Genomic DNA, 22,593 nt, shown 5'->3' with positions numbered 1-22,593 from the left:
GAATTCCCACATGGACTGCGAAAGGAAGTCCGCGCCATGAAACAACGAAACGCAAAATTCACGATCGGCGAAGTCGTTCGCCACAGGGTTTTCCCGTTCCGAGGGGTTGTGTTCGATGTGGATCCCGAATTCGCCAACACCGAGGAGTGGTGGAATTCCATTCCGCCGGAGATCCGCCCGCACAAGGATCAACCCTTTTACCACCTGCTGGCGGAAAACGAAGAGACCGCCTATGTCGCCTATGTCTCCGAGCAGAATCTCGTGCATGACGACAGCAACGAGCCGCTGAAGAACCCGCAGATCGCGCAGATCTTCGAGCAGGCGCCAACCGGCCAGTTGAAGCCGAAGGCAATCATGGCCCATTGACGCCCGGATGTGGTGCCGGTCACTCGACAGGCCATATAAAAACGACGCTGCAGGCTGCAGCGTCGTTCATCGTCTCTTCCAGTGTCTGGATCTGTCCCAAGGACGGATCAGTTGCCGGTCTTGGCAGCGTTCTGTGCGTCTTCCAGCTTCTTGCGGGCCTCTTCAGCCTTCTTCTGCATGCTTTCCTGCAGGCTGCGCTGGCTTTCGGCGAGCTGCGACTGCGAGATCGGCGCACCATCGAAAGCGCTGCTGAAGCCGTTCAGCGGAACCTTGATCGGGTTCGGGGCGCGGCGGAAGTTCACCGAGGTGAAGACCACTTCATTGCCCTTCTTCAGGCTTGCGATCATCGGGTCCGTCAGCGGAATTTCGGCCGTGCAGCGATCCGGAATGCACAGCACGTAATCGATCTTCTGGCCCTTGCCGCCATCGATCTGCATCATCACGCCCGGCTGGATGAGACGAGCGGACGGAACGGAGACCTGCAGGATCTTGCGGTTGACCTTGCCTTCGACCGTAATCAGGCCAACGGCCGTGATCAGCTGGCCGTTCTGCGAGAGAATCACGTTCTGCACCGCGCAGACGTCGCTGTCGTCCTGCTTGTCGCAGGTCTTGAACCATCCGAGCGGCGGGCCACCGGCCGGGGCAGCAGTCTGGGCCAGGGCAGCGACAGGCGCAGCGCCGATGGAAAGTGCGAGGGCAGACATTGCTGTCCGCAGAACCTTGTTTGCCTTGAGCATCATACCGAGATCCGTCTCCTGAAAGCGGTTTTGCGGCGCAGCGGCAAGCCGCGCCATGCCGGGGTCGTGGATCACCACCTGTCGTTCAAATGAGGCAATTGAATGACCCGCCCGTCCGGCCAAACCTGTTACATTGCAGTGGCCGCGATATCCAGTCCTAGTTTTCGTTTCCGGTGTCAAAGACACGTTTCGCGGCGCGAAAATTTCGCCGATGTTGGTCTTGAAGATGCGATCGGTTACCGTGCGGCGAATCAAGAAATGCAGTGGAGACAGGACCATGCGCCGTCTGATGACCCTTTCCCTCGCCCTGTTTTGTCTTGCCGGCCAGGCCTTTGCCGAACCGGTCCACGGCATTGCCATGCATGGGACGCCGGCGCTCCCCGCCGGCTACACGCATTTTCCTTATGTGAACCCCGATGTGAAGAAGGGCGGCAAGGTGGCTTACGGCGTCGTCGGCACTTTCGACAGCCTCAACCCCTTCAATCTCAAGAGCATTCGCACCACCGCACGCGGCATATGGGACAATATCTTCGGTAACCTGCTCTACGAATCACTGATGGTGCGCTCGGCCGACGAGCCCTTCACGCTCTATGGCCTGCTCGCCGAAAGCGTCGAATGGGACGAGAACCGCACCTATATCCAGTTCAACCTCAACCCGAAGGCCAGGTGGTCGGACGGACAGCCGGTGACGCCAGACGACGTGATCTTCTCCTTCGAGGTGTTGCGCGACAAGGGCCGTACGCCCTTCAGCAACCGCCTGAAGCCGGTCGACAGGATGGAGAAGGTCGGCGAGCATGGCGTCCGCTTCACCTTCAACGACAAGGCCGACCGCGAGTTCCCGCTGATTCTCGCCTTCGCCACCCCGATCCTGCCCAGGCATGCCATTGATCCTGCCACGTTCGACCAGTCGACGCTGCAGGTGCCGATCGGCTCCGGCCCCTATCGCATCAAGTCGGTCTCTCCGGGCCAGAAGATCGTCTACGAGCGCAATCCGGATTACTGGGGCAAGGACCTGCCCTCCAAGATCGGCTTCGACAATTACGACGAGATTTCGGTCGAATATTTCCTGCAGGAAAGCTCGCTGTTCGAAGCCTTCAAGAAGGGCGCGATCGATGTCTATCTCGAGGGCAATCCGACCCACTGGGCACGCGCCTATGATTTCCCCGCCGTCACCAGTGGCGAGGTCGTGAAGGATACGTTCCGGCCCGAACTGCCGACCGGTATGCTGGGCTTCGTCTTCAACCTGCGCCGGCCACTCTTCCAGAATGACAAGGTGCGCGAGGCGCTTTCGCTTGCCTTCGATTTCGAATGGGCGAACCGCAACCTGTTCGACGGCGCCTACAGCCGCACCCAGAGCTACTGGCAGAATTCCGAGCTTTCCTCTCTCGGCCATCCCGCTGACGAGAAGGAGCGCGCCCTGCTGGGTGCCGCCGCCGCGCGCATGTCGCCGGACCTTCTATCCGGCAAGCCGACGCTGCTTGCCACCGATGGCTCCGGCAGCGATCGCAAGGTGCTGCGCCAGGTGGTCGATCTCCTGAAGGCCGGCGGCTACACGATCCGCGGCGGCAGAATGGTCGATGCGGCGGGCGTGCCGCTGGCTTTCGAGATCATGACGCAGAACCAGGATCAGGAGAAGGTGGCGATCGCATACCAGCGTACGCTGAAGATGATCGGTGTCGAGATCTCGATTCGCACGGTGGATGACGCGCAGTACCAGAGCCGCTCCGGTACCTTCGATTACGACGTGATCATGAAGTCCTATCCCTCCTCGCTGTCCCCCGGCATCGAGCAGATCGGACGCTGGGGCTCGGATTCGAAGGATCGCCCGGGCAGCTTCAACTTTGCCGGTCTTGCCGATCCCGATGTCGATCGGGTGATTTCCGCGATGCTGAACGCCCGCAGCAGCGACGACTTTACCACTGCCGTTCGCGCCTATGACCGGCTGCTGCTCTCCGGTCACTATCTCGTGCCTCTTTATCATATCGGCGATCAATGGGTTGCGCGCTGGAAGCAGATCGCGCATCCACAGGCCGTGCCGCTTTACGGCTATCAATTGCCAACCTGGTGGGATCAGCGCGCGCAGTGACTTGCGCCGAAGTCCGCCCCAGCCAAAGGATCGCTTGCCATGGAAAGACTGACCATCGACCTCGTTTCCGACGTTGTCTGCCCGTGGTGCTATCTCGGAAAGGCGCGGCTGGAACTGGCGATTGCCGAGGTGCAGGACGAGGTGGGCATCGACGTCAACTGGCGCCCCTACCGTCTGAACCCGGACTATCCGCCGGAAGGCGTCGACCAGAAGGCCGCACTCGCCGCCAAGCTCGGCGGCGCAGATGCCGTGGCACGCGCCCATGCCATGCTGACCGATCTCGGCCGCGAGGTGGGCATCGCCTATGATTTCGATGCGATCCTGATCGGCCCCAATACGCTGGATGCCCATCGCCTGATTCACTGGGCGATGACCGAAAGCCGCGAGCACCAGGACCGGGTCGTGACCGCCCTGTTCAAGGCGAATTTCGAACAGGGCCGCAATGTCGGCGACCATGCCGTTCTGCTCGACATCGCCGAGGAGGCGGGGCTTGAGCGCGCGGTGATCGCCACCCTTCTCGCCTCCGATGCGGACAGGGATCTGGTGGTCGGCGAAATCGAGGCGGCCCAGAAAATGGGCGTCAACGGCGTACCCTTCTTCATCATCGACCAGCAATATGCCGTCAGCGGTGCCCAGACGCCGGACGTGCTGGCAAACGCCTTCCGCCAGATCGCCGCCGCCAAGGCCGAGGCGCGTGCAAATCTGAATTGACGCACGCGGGATGCGGCCCTAATTCGGCAGGATTATCCCTCCTGCCGGAACGCCGCGCTTGTCCTCCTCCGATTCGACCCTGAAGGGCGTGCTGATCGCCTTTCTCTGCTTTGCCGCCTATTCCTTCAGCGATGCCGCCGTGAAGCTGGTGGAAGGCCGCGTGCCGCCCTTCGAGGCCGGCTTCATCGGCACGCTGGCCGGCATTCTCGCCGTGCCCTTCCTCCTGAAGCGCGGCGACAGCTGGCGCGACATGGTGCGCACTACCAACCGTCCGCTCTGGCTGCTCCGCTTTCTCTGCTCCTCGATCGGCACCGTCGGCAGCATCATCGCCTTTACCGAACTGTCGATGGCGGAGGCCTTCTGCCTCATCTTCCTGCTGCCGTCGTTTGCCACCATCATGTCGGTGATCTTCCTCAAGGAGAAGGTCGGGGCAAAGCGCTGGGCGGCGGTCATTGTCGGCTTCATTGGCGTGCTGATCGTTCTGCGGCCCGGTTTCCGCGAACTGTCCTTCGGCCATGTGACCGCGCTCGCCTCCGGCTTCACCGGCGCCGTTTCCGTCATCATCTACCGCTATCTGGGGCCGAGCGAGAAGAATATCTCGATGTATGGCGCGGGCCTGATGGGCGCCCTCGTCGTCTGCGGCCTCGCCATGCTGCCGCATCTGATGGTGCCGACCCCCAAAGACCTGTTGCTGCTGATCGTTTTCGGCGTGCTCGCCGCCGTCGGCACCGTGCTTCTGATGGTCGCCTCCTTCTACGCGCCGGCAGCCATCGTCACGCCGATCCAGTACAGCCAGATGCTGTGGGCGATCCTGCTTGGCTATCTCATTTTCGGCGACAGCGTCGATCTGTGGATGGGCCTCGGCATCGCCCTCATCGTCGGCTCCGGCCTGCTGACGCTGGTGCGCGAACGCAAGCGCGGCACCGCTCTCCCGCCGCCGGTTGCCGGGAAGACCGAGGCAGCGCTTGCCGTAAAGCCGGAAGAGGAGGGCTGAGCGCCCTCCCCGCCTGTCACCCTTCCTTCGCCAGTCCCGACAGCTGCGCCATGATCTGCGCGGCCGACGACAGCCGCTTTTCCGGCGTCGGCAGGTCGCGGGTCAAGAACACGCTGTGGTCGGGGCGGATCTTTGCCATCGTACCCTGCTTGGCGATGTAACCGACCAGGCCCGCCGGGTTGGGGAACTGCTTGTCGCGGAACTGCAGCACGATGCCCTTCGGCCCTGCCTCCAGCTTCTCGACATTGGCGATGCGGCAGAGCGACTTGATGTAGACGACCTTCAGAAGATTCTGCACCTCGACCGGCATCGGCCCAAAGCGGTCGACCATTTCCGCGCCGAAGCCATCGATCTCGGAGAGTTCGGTCAGTTCGCCGAGGCGACGATAAAGCCCCATGCGCAGATGCAGGTCCGGCACGTAATTGTCCGGGATCATCACGGTGATACCGACCGAGATCTGCGGCGACCAGCCGGTGTCGAGCACCTCGTCCTCGCCCTTCACCTCGGCCACGGCCTCCTCCAGCATCTGCTGGTAGAGTTCGAAGCCGACTTCCTTGATATGGCCGGACTGTTCCTCGCCCAAGAGATTGCCGGCGCCGCGGATATCGAGGTCGTGGCTCGCCAGCTGGAAGCCTGCGCCCAGCGTATCGAGTGATTGCAGCACTTTCAGGCGGCGTTCGGCGGTCTGGGTCAGCTGCTTGTTGACCGGCAGGGTGAACAGCGCAAAGGCGCGCACCTTCGAGCGCCCGACGCGACCGCGCAGCTGGTAGAGCTGGGCAAGACCGAACATGTCGGCACGGTGGACGATCAGCGTGTTGGCGGTCGGCACGTCGAGGCCGGATTCGACGATGGTGGTGGACAGAAGCACGTCATATTTGCCGTCGTAGAAGGCATTCATGATGTCTTCCAGCTCACCCGCCGGCATCTGGCCGTGGGCCACCGCCACCTTCAGCTCCGGCACGTCGGATTGCAGATAGGCCTGGATATCCGGCAGGTCCGCCAGCCGCGGGCAGACGTAAAAACTCTGGCCGCCGCGATAGTGCTCGCGCATCAGCGTTTCGCGGATGACCAGCGGATCGAACGGAGAGATGAAGGTCCTCACCGCCATGCGGTCGACCGGCGGCGTGGTGATCAGCGAAAGCTCACGCACCCCGGTCATGGCAAGCTGCAGCGTGCGCGGGATCGGCGTGGCCGACAGCGTCAGCACATGCACGTCGCTCTTCAGCTCCTTCAGCTTCTCCTTGTGCTTCACGCCGAAATGCTGCTCCTCGTCGATGATGAGGAGGCCGAGATTGGCAAACTTGATGCCGGTGCCGAGCAGCGCATGGGTGCCGACGACGATATCGACCTTGCCCTCGGCGAGATCCTTCTTCGTCTGGTTCAGTTCCTTGGCCGTCACCAGACGCGAGGCCTGTTCCACCCGGATCGGCAGCCCGCGAAAGCGTTCGCGAAACGTCTTGAAGTGCTGGCGGGCGAGAAGCGTCGTCGGCACGACGACGGCCACCTGCGCGCCGTTCATGGCGGCGAAGAAGGCGGCGCGCAGCGCCACCTCCGTCTTGCCGAAGCCGACATCGCCGCAGACGAGACGATCCATCGGCCGGCCGGCGGCAAGATCCTCGCGCACCGAATCGATGGCATTCGCCTGATCTTCCGTTTCGTCATAGGGGAAACGGGCGGCGAACTCGTCATAGAGCCCTTCGGGCGTCGCGAGAACCGGCGCGCGGCGGGTGATGCGGGTGGCGGCAAGCTTGATCAGCGCATCCGCCATGTCGAGCAGGCGCTTCTTGAGCTTGGCCTTGCGCGCCTGCCAGGCGCCGCCACCGAGCTTGTCCAGCTGGGCTTCGGCGGCATCCGAGCCGTAGCGCGACAGGAGATCGATGTTTTCGACCGGCAGGAACAGCTTTGCCTGATCCGCATAATGCAGCTCCAGGCAGGCGCGCGGCGCGCCGGCCGCCTCGATCGTCACCAGACCGACGAAGCGGCCGATGCCATGTTCGGCATGCACGACGAGCGAACCTTCGTCGAGGCCGGCCACTTCCGAGATGAAATCGGCGCCGCGCTTGCGGCGTTTGGAGCGGCGCACCATGCGGTCGCCAAGAATGTCCTGTTCGCCGATGACGACGAGATCACCCGTCTCGAAGCCGCCTTCGAGGCTCAGCACGGCGGATGCCGCCTCGCCCTTGGCGAGGTTGCGGATATCCGACAGCTTTTCGATGGGCTTGATGCGCTTCAAGCCGTGCTCGTCCAGCACCTGCAGCAGGCGGTCGAGCGAGCCCGCCGACCAGCCGGTGACAAGAACCTTGGCGCCGCCGGCCCGCTTGTCGGCAATGTGCTTGACGACGAGATCGAAGACGTTGACCCGCTCGTCGCGGTTCTGCTGCTCGGCCTCGGCCTGCGCCTTGGCCCAGCGCGGACCGGCATGCGCCTCCAGCGTCACCACGCGCTTGGCCTGCGCGTCGATTTCGGCAAAGGGGGTCAGGCGAATGGCGCTGGCGGCATCCAGTTCCCGAACGAAAGCGGAGCCATCCAGATAGAGCTGGCCGGGCGAGACGGGCTTGTAGGGTGTCGACTGCGCCATGCCGGCCTTGCCGGTCTGGCCAGCTGTATGACGCGCCTCGAAATAGTCGTGGATCAGCTTGGAGCGTTCCTGCGCCGCCTCGCGCGCCGTATGGTCGGTGACGATCCGAAAGCCTTTCAGATACTCGAAGGCGGTATCGAGCTTTTCGTAGAACAGCGGCAGCCAGTGTTCCATGCCGGCATAGCGGCGACCTTCGGACACGGCCTGATAGAGCGCGTCGTCGCGGGTCGCTGCCCCGAAGGTGGAGAGATAGGATTTGCGGAACCGGCTGATCGTATCCGGCGTCAGCGTCACTTCGCTCATCGGGTTGAGGTCGAGCGATCGCGCCTGCCCCGTCGTGCGCTGGCTGGCCGGATCGAAGGTGCGGATCGATTCCAGCGTGTCGCCGAAGAAATCGAGGCGCACCGGCTCTTCGGTGCCCGGCACGAAGACATCGAGAATGCCGCCGCGCACGGCAAATTCGCCGACTTCACGCACGGTCGACACCCGGTCGAAGCCGTTACGCTCCAGCCTTGCGGCAATGTCGTCCATGCGGATCGTGTTGCCGGGCCGGGCGGAAAAGGCGAGGCTTTCGATCACGCCGGCCGGCGCAATCTTCTGCATCATGGCATTGACGGTGACGAGCACGATGGCCGGATGCGGCTTCTTCGCATGCGCAATCAGGCCGGAGAGTGCGGTGAGCCTGCGGGCCGACACATCGGCGCTCGGCGAGACGCGGTCATAGGGAAGGCAGTCCCAGGCCGGCAGCGTCATCACCGGAATGTCGGGTGCGACGAAGGACAGCATCTGTTCGATGTCGGCCATGCGCTGGCCGTCGGACATCACATAGGCAACCGGCTGGCCGGTGCGGGCGATCTCGGCCAGCAGCAGCGGCTCCATGCCGGCCTGCACATTGGCAATGGTGAGGCCCGCCGGCGAGGCGATGACGGCCTTTGCGCTGAAACCGGCAATCATTCGCTGCGCCCAAACTTCTCGTCGAGGCTTTCCTTCGTCACGAGGTCGAAATCCGGCCGATAAGCGGCAATGCGCTGAAACATCGGCGTCTGCAGGTGTTGTGGCACCGGATCGGCCCCGGTGATCCAGCGGTTCAGGTCCTGGTCTTCCTCGGCCATGACCGCTTCGAGTTCGTCGAGCTCGGCATCGGAAAGCGTGGCGATCTGCTCCTCGGCGAACTGGCCGAAGACGAGATCCATCTCGCGGATGCCGCGATGCCAACAGCGATAAAGAATTCTGCGGCGCCGGGGATCGAGATCGGCGCTTGAACGCGACAGTCCTGTCATGAGCGTAAAACCTTGTTGCGCGGCTGATATAGGATGAAAACTTGCGAATGTCAGCCTTGCCAAGCAGGCAAATTCCGACGCATTTTGCGCCCCATGCGTCCCGCCCTTCTCGATCCCCTGTTCGCCTCGGTCTCCAGCCTGCCCGGCATCGGCCCGAAGCTCGCCGATCTCATCGCCCGCGTCACGAACCGGCAGGATGCCGAGGATTGCCGGGTGGTGGACGTTCTGTTCCACGCGCCGGCCTCGCTGATCGACCGGCGCAACCGGCCGGGTATCGCGCTTGCCCCGCAAGGCGCAATCGTCACGCTGGAAGGCCGTGTCGACCGCCATCAGCCGCCACCGGCTCACACGAACCAGCCCTACCGCGTCTTCCTGCAGGACGAGACCGGCGAACTGGCGCTGACCTTCTTCCGGGTGAAGGGCAACTGGCTGGACAAGGCGCTGCCGGTCGATGAGCAGGTGATGGTCAGCGGCAAGGTCGACTGGTTCAACGGCCGCGCCTCCATGGTGCATCCCGACCTGATGGTGAAGGTTTCGGAAGCCGGCGAGATGCCGCTGGTGGAGCCGGTCTATCCGCTGACGGCGGGCCTGATGCCGAAGGTGATCCGCCGCGCCGTGGAGGGCGCGCTTGCCCGCCTGCCGCGCTTTCCCGAATGGATGGATGCGGCGCTCCAGCAGAAACAGGGCCTGCCGGATGTCGCGGATGCCTTTCGCCAGTTGCACGATCCGCGCGATGCGCAGGATCTCGATCCCCGCGCGCCGGCCCGCCGCCGGCTGGCCTATGACGAGTTTCTTGCCGGCCAGGTGTCGCTGGCGCTGGTGCGCCAGCGCATGCGCAAGGCCTCCGGAAGGCCGGTTGCGGTGCCGGGCCGGTTGGGCGCCACCATCCTCGCCGCCCTGCCCTTTTCCCTGACAGGCAGCCAGCAGACGGCGATTGCCGAGATCCGCGCCGATATGGCCAGGAGCGAACGCATGCTGCGCCTCGTGCAGGGCGATGTCGGCGCCGGCAAGACGCTGGTGGCCCTGATGGCGATGGCCGATGTCGTGGAAGCCGGCGGCCAGGCAGTGCTGATGGCGCCGACCGAAATTCTCGCCCGCCAGCATTTTGCGACGATCCAGCGGTTCGGCGCAGCCGCCGGACTGAAGGTGGAGGTGCTGACCGGCCGGGTAAAGGGCAAGGAGCGCGAGGAGGTTCTGGCGCGCATCGCATCGGGCGAAGCCCAGATCGTCATCGGCACGCATGCGCTGTTCCAGGATGCCATCATCTATCACGATCTGATGCTGGCGGTGGTGGACGAGCAGCACCGGTTCGGCGTGCATCAGCGCCTGAAGCTGACGGCCAAGGGCGATGCGCCGCATCTGCTGGTCATGACCGCGACCCCCATTCCGCGCACGCTGGTGCTGGCCGCCTTCGGCGACATGGATGTCTCCAAGCTCACGGAAAAGCCGGCGGGCCGCAAGCCGATCCAGACCGTGACCGTGCCGACCGAACGCACCGACGAGATCATCGCCCGCCTACGTGCAGCACTCGCGGAAGGCAAGAAGGCCTACTGGATCTGCCCGCTGGTGGAGGAGTCGGAAGAATCCGAGCTGATGTCGGCGGAGGAACGGCATGCGGTTCTCATAAAGGCGCTGGGCCCGCAGTTCGGCACAAAGGTCGGGCTGGTGCACGGCCGCATGAACGGTGCCGACAAGGATGCGGTGATGGCCGCCTTCAAGGCCGGCGAGCTGCGCCTGCTGGTGGCGACCACCGTGGTCGAAGTCGGCGTTGACGTTCCCGATGCAACGATCATGGTCATCGAGCATGCGGAACGCTTCGGCCTTGCCCAGCTGCACCAGCTGCGCGGTCGCGTCGGGCGCGGCGACGAGGCCTCCACCTGCATCCTGCTCTACAAAGGCCCCCTGGGGGAAACAGGCCGGGCGCGGCTCTCCATCCTGCGTGACAGCGAGGACGGGTTTCTGATTGCCGAGGAAGACCTGAAGCTGCGCGGCGAAGGCGAACTGCTCGGCACCCGCCAGTCCGGCACGCCCGGCTTTCGCATCGCAAGCCTGGAAGCTCATGCGGACCTGCTGGAAATCGCCCGCAAGGATGCGGCCTATCTCATCGAAAAGGACCCGGAGCTGGTCAGCGAGCGCGGACAGGCGCTGCGCGTGCTTCTCTATCTGCACCGCCGCGACGAGGCGATCCGGTATCTCCGCGCGGGATGACAGGCGCCACGGTCGCGGCGCCCGTCACGGTCGATCTTACTTGGCCATGCCCGGCAGGGTGACGCGGAACACCTGGAACATGGTGTCGACGTCCGCGCCGCCATCGGCCTTGTAGGCCGCGCCCACCTGGAAGCCGTCCTGCGTCAGGAAATCATTGTCGTTGGCGACGAACAGGAAGTAGTCGTCCGGCGCGGAGGCATCGAGCACCGGGGCGATCGACATGGCCTCCCACTTTTCCGACAGGTTGTTCTTGTCGTTCGGCGCACCATTGTGCAGGCCGAATCGACCAAGCTCGGCATTGTCGTTGAGGTCGATGAATGGCGTGACCGCCGCGACCTTCACGGCACTGTCCACCACACCCTTCGGCGCCACTGGCTTCATGCCGTCGAATTCGCTGTTTGCGATGTCGGTGGCGGCCGAGAGATCGACGAGGTCGATCTTGCGATAGACGGAGGTGTCGCCCTTGAGACCCTGGCCGTTGTTGCTGTCGCGCGCCAGCATCAGGAAGGCCTTGTCGGACAATGCGAGGATTTCGCTCTGCGCGGCAACGGCGACCTTGCCCTTGTTGTCGAAGGTCGGCAGCGGCACGACATATTCGTGCACCAGCTTCAGGTTGTCGATGTCGGTGGCATCATAGACCAGCGCGCGGGTGTTAATGCGGGTCGCGCTCGAATCGCCGCCATCCTGGCGGGTGGCGGACTGCAACAGCGCGACGACGAACTTGCCGTCCGGCGTGATCGACATGCCTTCGAGGCCCTGGTTGTTCTGGCGGCCGGTATCGGGATCCTTCGGGTCCGGCTTCTTGCCGCCGGCATCCACGTTGTTGGAGGAGAAGTTGAGTTCGCCCTTGCGCATCGGAAGCAGCGCCTTCGGCGGCTGCGTGGCGGAGATCATCTTTCCGTCGGCGCCGAAGTGATAGATGTAGGGACCGTATTCGTCGCTGATCAGGAAGGAACCGTCCTTCAGGCGGACGACGGCTTCGGGATCGAGCGACACCTTGCCGGTGCGGGCTTCCGGCAGCGGCGGCAGCTTGCCGGCAGCGGCGCGCACGCCCGATTCCGGGTCGAGGCCGGTCATGCTCTTGCCCTTGTCGTCCAGGAGCAGGATCGTGTCGGCGAGCTTTGCTTCCATGCCCTTCTGCTGGTCGGCGGCGGCCGGCGTGCCGGTGGCCGGCGTCAGGCGAAATTCGATGCGGTTCAGGCGGTCGTTATAGTCCGTCGTGCCTTCCACATTGTAGCCGCGGTCCGGCAGCAGCCACAGGGCGCCGGTATAGCCTGCGCCGTCCTTTTTCCAGGCGGTCGGATCGATCGCCATGCCGGAGCCGGAGCCAAAGGTCTCGCCGAACTTGTCGCGCTGGCTGGCCGGGATGCGACCGATGGCCACCAGCCCCTTGTTGGTCACCGTCACGCCTGCGCCGGACACCGACGTCTCGGCAAAGGCCATGACCGGAATAAGGACGACGGATGCTGCCAGAGCGGCTTTCAAGCCGCGGCCGAACGTCACGCAATCGAATTTCATCTTGCTGATCCTGTGAGCGAAAGGAAAAAAGTCTGGATCATCGTCATGGCTGCCAGGCGGCGCGCCGACGATACTTCACGCGGGATCACTCCCCCACAGCGTGATCTAGGAGTCTATTGTGACCGCCAGATGAAATGTGCCGGCAAGGCACGGCGGAATCTTACTCGGATATGGTTTTCGGCGTCCAGGCGGGCGCAATCAGGCCGCCGGAAATCAGAAGCTTTGCCGCGTCTTCCGGCGTCATGTCCAGCATCACCACCTTGCTCTTTGGCACGAAGAGCAGGAAGCCGGCCGTCGGCACCGGCGTCGGCGGCAGGAACACGGCCAGCATTTCCTCGCCGTCCTCGTTCAGGCGGGCGGCAATCTCGCCCTGCGCCTCGGTGGAGATGAACACCATGGCCCAGCTGCCCGGCCCCGGAAACTCGATCATCCCGACCTTCTTGAAGGAGGTCGACTGATCCTTCAGCACCGTTTCAAAGATCTGCTTGAGGCTCTTGTACAGCGTACGTACCAGCGGCGTGCGGTGCAGGATCGATTCGCCGAAATTCACCACCGACCGGCCGATCAGGTTCTTGCCGAGAAAGCCGATCACGGTGATGAACACCACGGCAATCAGCAGGCCGAGGCCCGGAATGGTGATGTCGAAATAATATTGCGGATTGTAGCGCTGCGGAATGTAGGGCGTCACCCAGCTGTCCGCCCAGTCGATGAAGGCGAAGGTGAGCCAGATGGTGATCGCCAGCGGCGCGCAGATGATCAGGCCGGTAAGGAAGTTATTCCTCAGGCGGCCGAAAAACGTGATGCGTTCCGGTGTATCCGTCATTCTCGTCGCCGCTCATGCTGCACCGCCGCACGGACGGATTACCCGGACAATGCCCAAGGCCTTCACACTTCGCAAGGGCGAAAGGATGAAATAACGGCAAGGCGGGCGCTGCAACTTCCGCGTTTTCCGATCACTCCACCGTGACCGATTTGGCGAGATTGCGCGGCTGGTCCACGTCGGTGCCCATGAAGACCGCCGTGTGATAGGCGAGCAACTGGATCGGCAGGGCATAGATCATGGGCGCGATCACTTCATCCACCGTCGGCAGCACGATGGTCGCCATCGTGGCAAGCTTCGAGGCCGCAGCCCCCTTTTCATCCGTGATGAAGATGATCCGGCCGCCGCGTGCCGCCACTTCCTGCATGTTCGAGACGGTCTTCTCGAAGAAACGGTCATGCGGGGCAATGACGATGACCGGCATGTTCTCGTCGATGAGCGCGATCGGACCGTGCTTCAGCTCGCCCGCCGCATAACCTTCGGCATGGATATAGGAGATTTCCTTGAGCTTCAGCGCCCCTTCGAGCGCCAGCGGAAAACTCGTGCCGCGCCCGAGATAGAGCACATCCTTGAAGCGCGAAAGCTCGCGCGATAGCCCTTCCACCTGCGGTTCCACCAGATTCAGAACCCGGCTCATGATGCGCGGCATCTCGATCAGATGCCTGACCATGGCCTTCTCGTCTTCGGCGGTCAGCGTGCCGCGGGCACGGCCGGCCTGGATTGCCAGCGCCGCCAGCACGGCCAGCTGACAGGTGAAGGCTTTCGTCGAGGCAACCCCGATTTCCGGACCAGCGAGAATGGGGAAGACGGCATCGGCCTCGCGGGCAATCGTCGATTCGCGCACGTTAACGACGGCGCCGATGGTCAGCCCCTCCTGCCGGCAATAGCGCAGCGAGGCCAGCGTATCGGCCGTTTCGCCGGATTGCGAGATGAACAGCGCCGCCTGATCCTTCGACAGCGGGATTTCGCGATAGCGGAATTCGGAGGCGACATCGATTTCGACCGGCAGCCGGGCATAGCGCTCGAACCAGTACTTGCCGATCAGGCCGGAAAGATAGGCCGTGCCGCAGGCGGAAATCGCCAGACTGCGGATGCCTGCAAAATCGATGCCTGACGCGAGCGGCTTCACCGTGCCGGCGGCAAAGTCCACGTAGTGGCTGAGCGCATGCGAGATGATTTCCGGCTGCTCGTAGATTTCCTTTTCCATGAAATGGCGGTGATTGCCCTTGTCCACCATCAGCGCCGCCGCGTGCGAGATTTGCACGGGCCGAATCACCGGCTTTCCGGAGAAATCCATGATCGAGACGCCACTGGCGTTCATCACCGCGCAATCGCCATCCACCAGATAGGTGATGCGGTTGGTGAAGGGAGCAAGGGCGATCGCATCGGAGCCCAAAAACATCTCGCCCTTGCCATGCCCGACGGCCAGCGGCGGGCCGGAGCGGGCGGCAAGGATCGTGCCGGGATCGTCCTTGAACATCACCACCAGCGCATAGGCACCGGCAACACGGTTCAGCATGGAAAGCATCGCCGCCTTGTGGTCGAGGCCTTCACGCGTGAATTTCGCCAGCAGGTGCGCCACCACTTCGGTATCGGTCTGGCTCGAAAAGACGGCCCCCTCGGAAAGCAGTTCGTCGCGCAGCTCGGAAAAATTCTCGATGATGCCGTTGTGAACGACCGCGACACCCTCGACAAAATGCGGATGGGCGTTGGTCTCGTTCGGCGCGCCATGCGTCGCCCAGCGGGTATGGGCAATGCCGATCAGGCCCGGCAGCGGCTCGCTCGCCAGCTTCTTTTCCAGGTTGAACAGCTTGCCCTCGGCGCGGCGACGATCCATCACGCCATCATGGATGGTGGCGACCCCGGCGGAATCATAGCCGCGATATTCGAGCCGGCGCAGCGCATCGACCAGCCGCTCTGCGACCGGTTTACTGCCGACGATACCAACGATTCCGCACATATGAGCCTCATGTTATCCAAGTTTGCGTGGCGCATGTTTCCTACCGCACCGCACGCAGGACGCAACGGCAGCGGGGGTCAAATTCAATTTCTTACGGTAATCTAGAAAATGTTACCGTTCCGCCTTCTGTGCGGCCTTGAGCGCCAGCGCCCGCGCGCGCACCGCCGTCGCCCGCTCCGGCTTCACCTCCTGGCGGGCTCGGCCGAAGGCGAGCGCTTCGGCCGGAACATCCGCAGTGATAACGCTGCCCGAGGCCACATAGGCGCCGTCGCCGATCGTGACGGGCGCGACGAGGGCGGAATTGGAGCCGATGAAGGCATGCGCACCGATCCGGGTCTCGTGCTTGTTCACGCCGTCATAATTGCAGGTGATGGTGCCGGCGCCGATATTGGTGCCGGCGCCGACAAAGGCATCGCCGATGTAGGTCAGGTGATTGACCTTGGCGCCCGCGCCGATCTCGGCCTTCTTTACCTCGCAGAAATTGCCCACCTTGGCGCCTTCACCGAGGTTCGCGCCCGGGCGCAGCCGCGCGAACGGGCCAACGGTTGCGCCTTCCGCAACATGCGCCCCTTCCAGATGCGAGAAGGCGTGAATGACGGCGCCGCTTTCCACCGTGACGCCAGGGCCGAACACCACATTCGGTTCGATCAGCACATCCGGCGAAAGCACGGTGTCATGGGCGAGAAACACGGTTTCGGGCGCGATCATCGAGACGCCCGACAGCATCAGCGCATGGCGGCGGCGCTTTTGCCAGAGGGCTTCCAGCCCGGCGAGCTCCGCGCGGGTGTTGCAGCCGGCGAGTTCCTCCTCCGGCGCATCGATCGCCACCACCCTGGCGCCTTTAGCGCGGGCGATCTCGACGATGTCGGTCAGGTAGTATTCACCCTTCGCATTGCTGTTGCCGATCTTTTCCAGCCATTCCAGCGCCCGGGCGCCGTTGATCACCATCAGGCCGCTGTTGCAGCGGGTGATCCGCCGCTCGTCTTCGGAGGCATCCTTCTCCTCGCGAATCGCCAGCAGTTCGCCATTCTCGATCAGCAGTCGACCATAGCCGAAGGGGTTTGCCGCCTCGAAGCCGATCACCACGATGTCGGCGCCCTCCGCACGCTTGTCCCGCGCGGCGAGGAAGGTTTCCGGCTTCACCAGCGGCACGTCGCCATAGGTTACCAGCACATCGTCGTAGCCCTTGGCGATCGTCTCCCGGGCGGTCAGCACCGCATGACCGGTGCCGCGGCGCTCGGTCTGAAGCACGGAGGACACCTGCAGGCCGGGCAGCGAACCGGCCTGGGTCACCTTGTCCGCATCCCGTCCCACGACCAGCACCGCATCCTGCATGCCTGCCGCCTGCAACGCCGTCATCACATGCGCGATCATCGGCAGGCCTGCAATCGGATGCAGGACCTTCGACATCGAGGACTTCATGCGGGTGCTGTCGCCGGCGGCGAGGATAACGGCAAGGCAGGTGCGGTTCATGGCGCTCTCTCTCAAAATCGGTCGGCGCTTCTTACCAGCAGTCACGCTGCTTCGCCACTGGGGTCGGCCCGAGCCCGGTGCGGCGGCCAAAATGCAAAAGGCGCCCCGCGAGGGACGCCTTCCGGTAACGCTGTCCGCGTGGCGGCTTACTTCGGCAGCTTGTCGTCGACGCCTTCGACGTAGAAGTTCATGCCGAGCAGCGTGCCGTCGTCCGCCTTCTCGCCGGCCTTCAGCCAGGGCGTGCCATCCTGCTTGTTGATCGGACCGGTGAAGGGATGCAGTTCGCCGGACTTGATCTTGGCTTCGGTCTCTTCGGCCATCGCCTTCACGTCGTCTGGCATGTTGGTGTAGGGCGCCATGGTCAGGATGCCGTCCTTCAGGCCGTCCCAGATCTGTTCCGACTTCCACGTGCCGTCGAGCAGTGCCTTGGTGCGCTTGATGTAATAGGCGCCCCAGGTGTCGACGATGGCGGTCAGCTGGGTCTTCGGACCGGCGGCGATCATGTCGGAGGCCTGGCCGAAAGCATAGATGCCGCGCTCGGCAGCCACCTGCATCGGCGCCGTCGTGTCGGTGTGCTGGGTCAGGATGTCAACGCCCTGGTCGATCAGCGCCTTGGCGGCATCGGCTTCCTTGCCCGGGTCGAACCAGGTATTGGCCCAGACGACCTTCAGCTTGAAGTTCGGGTTGACCGACTTTGCACCCAGTTCGAAGGCATTGATGCCCATGACGACTTCCGGGATCGGGAAGGAGGCGATGTAGCCTGCGACGCCCTTCTTGGACATCTTGGCCGCGATCTGGCCGAGGATGTAGCGGCCTTCATAGAAGCGCGAATTGTAGGTTGCGAGGTTCGGTGCAGCCTTGTAGCCGGTCGCGTGTTCGAACTTCACGTTCGGGAACTTCTGGGCCACCTTCACGGTCGCATCCATGAAGCCGAAGGAGGTGGCAAAAACCACTGCGCAGCCGGAACGGGCCATGCGCTCGATCGCACGCTCTGCATCCGGACCTTCCGGCACGCTTTCCAGGTAGGGTGTCTCGATCTTGTCGCCGAGAGCCTTCTGCAGTTCCTGGCGGCCGAGATCATGGGCCTGGGTCCAGCCGCCGTCGGTCTTGGTGCCGACATAGACGAAGCAGACCTTGGTCTTGTCCGCTGCCTGGGCGCCGGGCACGGTGCTGCACAGGGCAGCGGCCGTTGCGGCAAGTGCGATGATGAGCTTCTTCATATTCAACCCCTGTTTGGCTTGAAGCTTCGGTTGTTCTATCTGCCGCCTCAGCGGTCCGGAACGAAGGGTTTCCCCAGGCATGCCGGCGTATTGATGAGCGTTGTACGGCGATTATGCGAAATGATGATGAGAACGACAATAGTCACGGCATAGGGCAGCATGGAGAGAAACTGCGAGGGAACGCCGATGCCGAAAGCCTGGGCGTGCAACTGCAGGATGCCGACCGCCCCGAAGATATAACCCCCGGCCAGAACGCGCCAGGGCCGCCAGGACGCAAACACGACGAGGGCCAGCGCGATCCAGCCACGGCCTGCCGACATGTTTTCCACCCATTGCGGCGTGTAGACGAGCGAAAGCTGGGCGCCGGCAAGCCCTGCGCAGGCGCCACCGAACATCACGGCCAGATAGCGGGTGCGGATGACGCTGATGCCGAGCGCATGGGCCGAGCCGTGATTGTCGCCGATGGCGCGCAGTTTCAGCCCGGTGCGGCTGCGGAACAGGAACCAGTTCACGCCGATGACAAGCGCGATCGACAGGTAGAAGGTGATGTCCTGCCGGAACAGCAGCGGCCCGACAACCGGGATGTCCGAGAGAACCGGAATGACGATCGGCGCGAGCTTCACGCCGGGAATGCCTACAAAGGCCTCGCCGAGCTGTCCCGAAAGGCCGAGGCCGAGCAGCGTCAGCGCAAGGCCCGTTGCCACCTGATTGGTCACCAGCGTCAGCGTCAGAAAGCCGAACAGCAGCGAAAACAGCGCGCCGCCGACAATGCCGGCCACGAGGCCGACGAGCGGCAGGCCGGTGAGTTGCGCTCCCGCGAAGGCACAGACGGCGCCCATGATCATCATGCCCTCGACGCCGAGGTTCAGCACGCCGGCGCGTTCCGTCACCAGTTCGCCCATGGCGGCGATGACAAGCGGCGTCGCGGCGGTGATGATCGTGAGAAGGATCGCTTCGATCATGGTCAGGACTTCGCCTCCCGGGCGCGGCCGGAGCCGAAGATGATGCGCACGCGGTAGAGGATCAGCGTGTCGCAGGACAGCACGAAAAACAGCAGCAGGCCCTGGAAGACGCGCGTCACCTTGTCGGACACGCCGATCGACAGCTGCGCCGCCTCGCCGCCCAGATAGGTCAGCGCCAGCACGAAGCCGGAGGCGATCGCGCCGAGCGGGTTGAGGCGCCCCAGGAAGGCAACGATGATCGCCGTAAAACCATAGCCCGGCGAAATGCTCGGCTGCAGGTGGCCGATCGAACCGGACACTTCTGAAATGCCGGCAAGCCCCGCAAATGCGCCCGACAGCATCATCGAGAACCACACCATGCGGCGGGCGGAAAAGCCGGCGAAGCGCCCTGCCCGTTCGGAGCGGCCAAGCACGGTCACCTCAAAGCCCTTCAGCATGAAGCGCATCATGAACCACACGAGCACGGCTGCCAGAAGCGCAAACAGGATGGAGGCATGCGCCCGGCCGGAATCGAGCAGCGGCGGCAGCACGGCTTCCGGCGCAAAGCTGATCGACTGCGGAAAGTTGAAGCCCTTCGGATCGCGCCAGGGCCCGCGCACGAGCCAGTCGAGGAACAGCTGCGCAATATAGACCAGCATCAGGCTGACCAGGATCTCGTTGGTGTTGAAGCGGGTCTTCAGCAGCGCCGGAATGCCGGCAAACAGTGCGCCGCCGGCAGCCCCCATCACCAGCATCAGCGGCAGCACCAGCACCGAATGCCATTGCGGCACCAGGATCGGCAGGATCGAGCCGGTGATCGCGCCGATGGTGAACTGGCCCTCGGCGCCGATATTCCAGTTGTTCGAGCGGTAGCAGACCGAGAGGCCCACCGCGATCAGGATCAGCGGCCCGGCCTTGATCGCCAGTTCGTGCAGCGACCAGACCTCAAGCAAGGGCTCCACGAAGAAACTGTAGAGCGCGTGTCCGGGATCCTTGCCGAGCAGACGGAACATGATTGCGCCGAAGATCAGTGTCAGCACGAGCGCCAGAAGCGGCGAGACCAGCGAGAACACGCCTGAGGCGGCAGGGCGGCGTTGCAGTTCAATGCGCATGGACGCCTCCCGCAGTCGCACCGGAATGGGCCGTCGAATCGTGGATGCCGCCCATCAGCAGGCCGATCTTTTCCAGCGTCAGGTCGCCTGCCGGATAGGGTTTCGACAGCCGCCCCTCGGAGATCACGGCGATGTTCGTCGCCACCTCGAAGATCTCGTCGAGATCCTGACTGATGACGATGACGGCGGAGCCGGCCCGCGCCAGATCGATCAGCGCCTGGCGGATACGGCTTGCCGCACCGGCATCCACACCCCAGGTCGGCTGGTTGACGACAAGCACGGCGGGCTTGCGATCCAGTTCGCGGCCGATGATGAATTTCTGCAGATTGCCGCCGGACAGCGAACCGGCGGCGGGATCGTCACCGCTCTTGCGCACGTCCATCGCCGCGCAGATGCGCCGCGCCGTGGCACGGATGGCGTCATGGCGGATGACCGACAGCAGCCCCCCCGCCAGGAACAGGCTGCGGTCGGACTGGCTGCGTGACAGCAGCAGGTTGTCCGACAGCGCCATGTCGGAGACGGCCGCATGGCCGTGTCGCTCTTCCGGCACGAAGCCTGCGCCGAGCAGCCGCCGTCCATTGATTCCGGTCCGACCGACCGCCTTGCTGCAGAGACGGATCGCCTCGTCATTGCCAACAGGATATTCGCCTGAGAGCGCATCAAACAGTTCGCCTTGCCCGTTGCCGGCCACACCGGCAATAGCGAGCACCTCGCCTGCCCGCACCTCCAGCGCGATATCCTTCAGCGTGACCGAGAAAGGCGTCCGGGCCGGAACCGAGAGGTTCTGCACCTGGACCAAGGCCGAACCGAGATCGGTTGTTGAGTCGCGATGAACGCCGGCAACGTCGGAGCCGACCATCATCCGGGCGAGCGAGGCCGGCGTTTCCTGCCGGGGATCGCAGTCTCCCGTCACCTTGCCATGACGCAGAACGGTGGCCCGGTCGCAGATCCGCTGCACCTCTTCCAGCCGGTGGCTGATATATAGCACGGAGCGCCCCTCCGCCTTCAGCTTGAACAGCGTCTCGAACAACTTGTCGGCCTCTTGCGGTGTCAGCACCGAGGTCGGCTCGTCGAGAATGATCAGCTTGGGGTTCTGCAGCAGCGCCCTGACGATCTCGATGCGCTGGCGCTCGCCGACCGAAAGATCGGCCACATGCGCATGCGGATCGAGCGGCAGGCCGTAGGCCTTGGACAGGCTTTCCGCCTCCTCGGCGATCTTGGCGAGCGGGATCTTCGGATCGAGCGACAGGGCGATGTTTTCCGCAACCGTCAGCGCCTCGAACAGCGAGAAGTGCTGGAACACCATGCCGATGCCGAGCGTGCGCGCCTCGCCGGGCGAACCGATGGAAACAGGGCGGCCATCCCAGAAGATACGGCCCTCGCTCGGCTGCAGCACGCCGAACAGCATCTTCACGAGGGTGGATTTGCCGGCGCCGTTTTCGCCGAGAAGCGCGTGGATCTCGCCCGGGCCGATCGAAAGATCGATCCCGTTGCAGGCGGCGAACGTGCCGAAATATTTCGTCAGGCTTCGAACCTTCAGAAGCGAACCCGCTTCCGGACCCCGCGCTTCACTCACACGCCACCCCTCATGCTTGTCGCACCCACCTTCTGCGAGGCTTGACCGGCTGCGAAAGCGAAATCATCTGCCCGGGCAACTCCGGTACATCGAAGAATTGATACCGTTTTTGCTGCCGTGCACAACAGAAAAGTCGAGGCTTACCGGCGGTTTATCGGGCTTTTCCAAGGTTTGGAAGAAGTTGAAGCACGCCGCCGATGACGTAGAGATAGAGACCCGTCAGCACCACGCCCCAGACCAGCCAGGCGGGCGAGTCGAAATGCAGGAGCAGCGAGTAACCGGACAGCGCGCACCACAGCAGGAAGATGCCGAGGTTGAGCGGCCGCAGCCGTTTGACGCGCACCGGATGCAGGAAATGGACCGGCAGGAAGGTGACGATGACAGAGGTCACCACCACGATCATCGCGGTGGCCTCGCTCGCCTGGATGACGAAGAGGGTGAGGATCACCATGTTCCACACCACGGGGAAGCCGGAGAAGAAATATTCGTCCGTCTTCATGCCGGTGTCGGCGTAATAGATGGCGCTCGATACCACGATCATTCCGGCGGCGACGAAGGACCACGTCTCGCCGATCATGCCGCTCTGGTAAAGCGCGAAGGCCGGCAGCAGCACATAGGTCACATAGTCGATAATGTTGTCGAGCGTGTCGCCGGACCAGTTGGGCAGGACTTCCTTGACCCGTACCTTGCGCGCGATCGGCCCGTCGATGCCATCGATCAGCAGCGCCAGGCCCAGCCACCACCACATGTCGACGAAACGCCGTTCGGCTGCCGCCACCACGCCGAGAAAGGCGAGGAAAGAGCCGGAGGCTGTCAGCACATGCACGGAAAAGGCGCGGATTTCCGCATAGGGCACTTTCCGGTAATTGAAGATTCGCCTGATCACGCCCTGCTCCGCAACGCCTGTGGAAAGACGGTCATATGCGGCCAATCGGCGCGCTTTGCAACCTTATCGGCCCCCTTGCGACCAAGCCCATGGATAAGTGTCACAAGTTTGCCTAAATAGGTCAGGA

Annotated in this window: 17 protein-coding genes; 5 read left to right on the top strand and 12 right to left on the bottom strand. The window is 63.5% G+C overall.

Features of this window, described 5'->3' with window-relative positions; genetic code table 11:
* Nucleotides 1-36 precede the first annotated feature (36 nt).
* The gene (hspQ, locus tag FNA46_RS03105) at nucleotides 37-366 is read left to right on the top strand and encodes a heat shock protein HspQ (protein ID WP_142880880.1); all 330 of its coding nucleotides are present in this window, start codon (nucleotides 37-39) and stop codon (nucleotides 364-366) included.
* A gap of 107 nt (nucleotides 367-473) precedes the next feature.
* Here hspQ and FNA46_RS03100 read toward each other — a convergent pair whose 3' ends face one another.
* Nucleotides 474-1,106: an invasion associated locus B family protein gene (locus FNA46_RS03100; RefSeq protein ID WP_142880962.1), complete on the bottom strand. Its 633-nt coding sequence runs from the start codon at nucleotides 1,104-1,106 to the stop codon at nucleotides 474-476.
* 274 nt (nucleotides 1,107-1,380) lie between these two features.
* Here FNA46_RS03100 and FNA46_RS03095 point away from each other — a divergent pair, with 274 nt between their 5' ends.
* The 3 genes from FNA46_RS03095 to FNA46_RS03085 are packed head-to-tail and all read left to right on the top strand — an operon-like array spanning nucleotide 1,381 to nucleotide 4,894.
* Entirely contained in the window at nucleotides 1,381-3,189 is a 1,809-nt protein-coding gene (locus FNA46_RS03095; protein WP_142880879.1) for an extracellular solute-binding protein, read from the top strand.
* Between the two features lie 39 nt (nucleotides 3,190-3,228).
* Complete coding sequence (locus FNA46_RS03090; RefSeq protein ID WP_142880878.1) at nucleotides 3,229-3,900, top strand: DsbA family oxidoreductase; 672 nt, start codon at nucleotides 3,229-3,231, stop codon at nucleotides 3,898-3,900.
* A gap of 58 nt (nucleotides 3,901-3,958) precedes the next feature.
* Nucleotides 3,959-4,894, top strand: a complete 936-nt coding sequence (locus FNA46_RS03085) for a DMT family transporter (RefSeq protein ID WP_142880877.1) — start codon at nucleotides 3,959-3,961, stop codon at nucleotides 4,892-4,894.
* 16 nt (nucleotides 4,895-4,910) lie between these two features.
* Here FNA46_RS03085 and mfd read toward each other — a convergent pair whose 3' ends face one another.
* Both mfd and FNA46_RS03075 read right to left on the bottom strand, forming a co-directional pair.
* Complete coding sequence (mfd, locus tag FNA46_RS03080) at nucleotides 4,911-8,426, bottom strand: transcription-repair coupling factor (protein ID WP_142880876.1); 3,516 nt, start codon at nucleotides 8,424-8,426, stop codon at nucleotides 4,911-4,913.
* Nucleotides 8,423-8,752: a succinate dehydrogenase assembly factor 2 gene (locus FNA46_RS03075; RefSeq protein ID WP_142880875.1), complete on the bottom strand. Its 330-nt coding sequence runs from the start codon at nucleotides 8,750-8,752 to the stop codon at nucleotides 8,423-8,425. Before FNA46_RS03075 ends, mfd begins: the two co-directional genes overlap by 4 nt.
* Nucleotides 8,753-8,845: 93 nt before the next feature.
* Between FNA46_RS03075 and recG the strand changes: the two genes are divergently transcribed.
* Complete coding sequence (recG, locus tag FNA46_RS03070; RefSeq protein ID WP_142880874.1) at nucleotides 8,846-10,960, top strand: ATP-dependent DNA helicase RecG; 2,115 nt, start codon at nucleotides 8,846-8,848, stop codon at nucleotides 10,958-10,960.
* Nucleotides 10,961-10,996: 36 nt separating this feature from the next.
* On the opposite strand, the gene FNA46_RS03065 is transcribed toward recG, so the two are convergent.
* The 9 genes from FNA46_RS03065 to pcsA form a co-directional block, all read right to left on the bottom strand.
* Nucleotides 10,997-12,478, bottom strand: a complete 1,482-nt coding sequence (locus FNA46_RS03065) for an esterase-like activity of phytase family protein (protein ID WP_142880873.1) — start codon at nucleotides 12,476-12,478, stop codon at nucleotides 10,997-10,999.
* Nucleotides 12,479-12,638: 160 nt separating this feature from the next.
* Nucleotides 12,639-13,301: a DUF502 domain-containing protein gene (locus tag FNA46_RS03060; protein ID WP_142880872.1), complete on the bottom strand. Its 663-nt coding sequence runs from the start codon at nucleotides 13,299-13,301 to the stop codon at nucleotides 12,639-12,641.
* A 130-nt stretch (nucleotides 13,302-13,431) separates the two neighbouring features.
* Nucleotides 13,432-15,258, bottom strand: a complete 1,827-nt coding sequence (gene glmS, locus FNA46_RS03055) for a glutamine--fructose-6-phosphate transaminase (isomerizing) (RefSeq protein ID WP_142880871.1) — start codon at nucleotides 15,256-15,258, stop codon at nucleotides 13,432-13,434.
* A gap of 111 nt (nucleotides 15,259-15,369) precedes the next feature.
* Entirely contained in the window at nucleotides 15,370-16,731 is a 1,362-nt protein-coding gene (gene glmU, locus FNA46_RS03050) for a bifunctional UDP-N-acetylglucosamine diphosphorylase/glucosamine-1-phosphate N-acetyltransferase GlmU (protein ID WP_142880870.1), read from the bottom strand.
* Nucleotides 16,732-16,877: 146 nt separating this feature from the next.
* Complete coding sequence (locus FNA46_RS03045) at nucleotides 16,878-17,951, bottom strand: BMP family ABC transporter substrate-binding protein (protein WP_142880869.1); 1,074 nt, start codon at nucleotides 17,949-17,951, stop codon at nucleotides 16,878-16,880.
* 47 nt (nucleotides 17,952-17,998) lie between these two features.
* Nucleotides 17,999-18,919 carry an ABC transporter permease gene (locus tag FNA46_RS03040; RefSeq protein WP_142880961.1) on the bottom strand — a complete coding sequence of 307 codons (921 nt, stop codon included), beginning with the start codon at nucleotides 18,917-18,919 and terminating at the stop codon, nucleotides 17,999-18,001.
* A complete protein-coding gene (locus tag FNA46_RS03035; protein WP_142880868.1) occupies nucleotides 18,916-20,004 on the bottom strand; it encodes an ABC transporter permease in 1,089 nt (362 codons plus the stop codon). Before FNA46_RS03035 ends, FNA46_RS03040 begins: the two co-directional genes overlap by 4 nt.
* Nucleotides 19,994-21,580 (bottom strand): ABC transporter ATP-binding protein, encoded by a 1,587-nt coding sequence (locus FNA46_RS03030; RefSeq protein WP_142880867.1) that lies wholly within the window; start codon nucleotides 21,578-21,580, stop codon nucleotides 19,994-19,996. Before FNA46_RS03030 ends, FNA46_RS03035 begins: the two co-directional genes overlap by 11 nt.
* Nucleotides 21,581-21,731: 151 nt before the next feature.
* On the bottom strand, nucleotides 21,732-22,466 hold the full coding sequence (gene pcsA, locus FNA46_RS03025) for a phosphatidylcholine synthase (protein ID WP_185969703.1): 735 nt from the start codon (nucleotides 22,464-22,466) through the stop codon (nucleotides 21,732-21,734).
* Nucleotides 22,467-22,593 lie beyond the last annotated feature (127 nt).

It is taken from the genome of Affinirhizobium straminoryzae, assembly GCF_007004135.1.
Taxonomy (GTDB): domain Bacteria; phylum Pseudomonadota; class Alphaproteobacteria; order Rhizobiales; family Rhizobiaceae; genus Neorhizobium; species Neorhizobium straminoryzae.
Note: the sequence above shows the minus strand (reverse complement) of the source record. Positions and strands in the feature narration are given on the sequence as shown.

What these genes read in the sequence shown, in the direction of transcription:
- hspQ (WP_142880880.1), top strand. Translation starts at nt 37, where the DNA reads ATGAAACAACGAAACGCAAAATTCACGATCGGCGAAGTCGTTCGCCAC.
- glmS (WP_142880871.1), bottom strand. Translation starts at nt 15,258, where the DNA reads ATGTGCGGAATCGTTGGTATCGTCGGCAGTAAACCGGTCGCAGAGCGG.
- mfd (WP_142880876.1), bottom strand. Translation starts at nt 8,426, where the DNA reads ATGATTGCCGGTTTCAGCGCAAAGGCCGTCATCGCCTCGCCGGCGGGC.
- FNA46_RS03060 (WP_142880872.1), bottom strand. Translation starts at nt 13,301, where the DNA reads ATGACGGATACACCGGAACGCATCACGTTTTTCGGCCGCCTGAGGAAT.
- FNA46_RS03035 (WP_142880868.1), bottom strand. Translation starts at nt 20,004, where the DNA reads ATGCGCATTGAACTGCAACGCCGCCCTGCCGCCTCAGGCGTGTTCTCG.
- FNA46_RS03090 (WP_142880878.1), top strand. Translation starts at nt 3,229, where the DNA reads ATGGAAAGACTGACCATCGACCTCGTTTCCGACGTTGTCTGCCCGTGG.
- FNA46_RS03075 (WP_142880875.1), bottom strand. Translation starts at nt 8,752, where the DNA reads ATGACAGGACTGTCGCGTTCAAGCGCCGATCTCGATCCCCGGCGCCGC.
- FNA46_RS03095 (WP_142880879.1), top strand. Translation starts at nt 1,381, where the DNA reads ATGCGCCGTCTGATGACCCTTTCCCTCGCCCTGTTTTGTCTTGCCGGC.
- FNA46_RS03065 (WP_142880873.1), bottom strand. Translation starts at nt 12,478, where the DNA reads ATGAAATTCGATTGCGTGACGTTCGGCCGCGGCTTGAAAGCCGCTCTG.
- FNA46_RS03045 (WP_142880869.1), bottom strand. Translation starts at nt 17,951, where the DNA reads ATGAAGAAGCTCATCATCGCACTTGCCGCAACGGCCGCTGCCCTGTGC.
- glmU (WP_142880870.1), bottom strand. Translation starts at nt 16,731, where the DNA reads ATGAACCGCACCTGCCTTGCCGTTATCCTCGCCGCCGGCGACAGCACC.
- recG (WP_142880874.1), top strand. Translation starts at nt 8,846, where the DNA reads ATGCGTCCCGCCCTTCTCGATCCCCTGTTCGCCTCGGTCTCCAGCCTG.
- FNA46_RS03100 (WP_142880962.1), bottom strand. Translation starts at nt 1,106, where the DNA reads ATGATGCTCAAGGCAAACAAGGTTCTGCGGACAGCAATGTCTGCCCTC.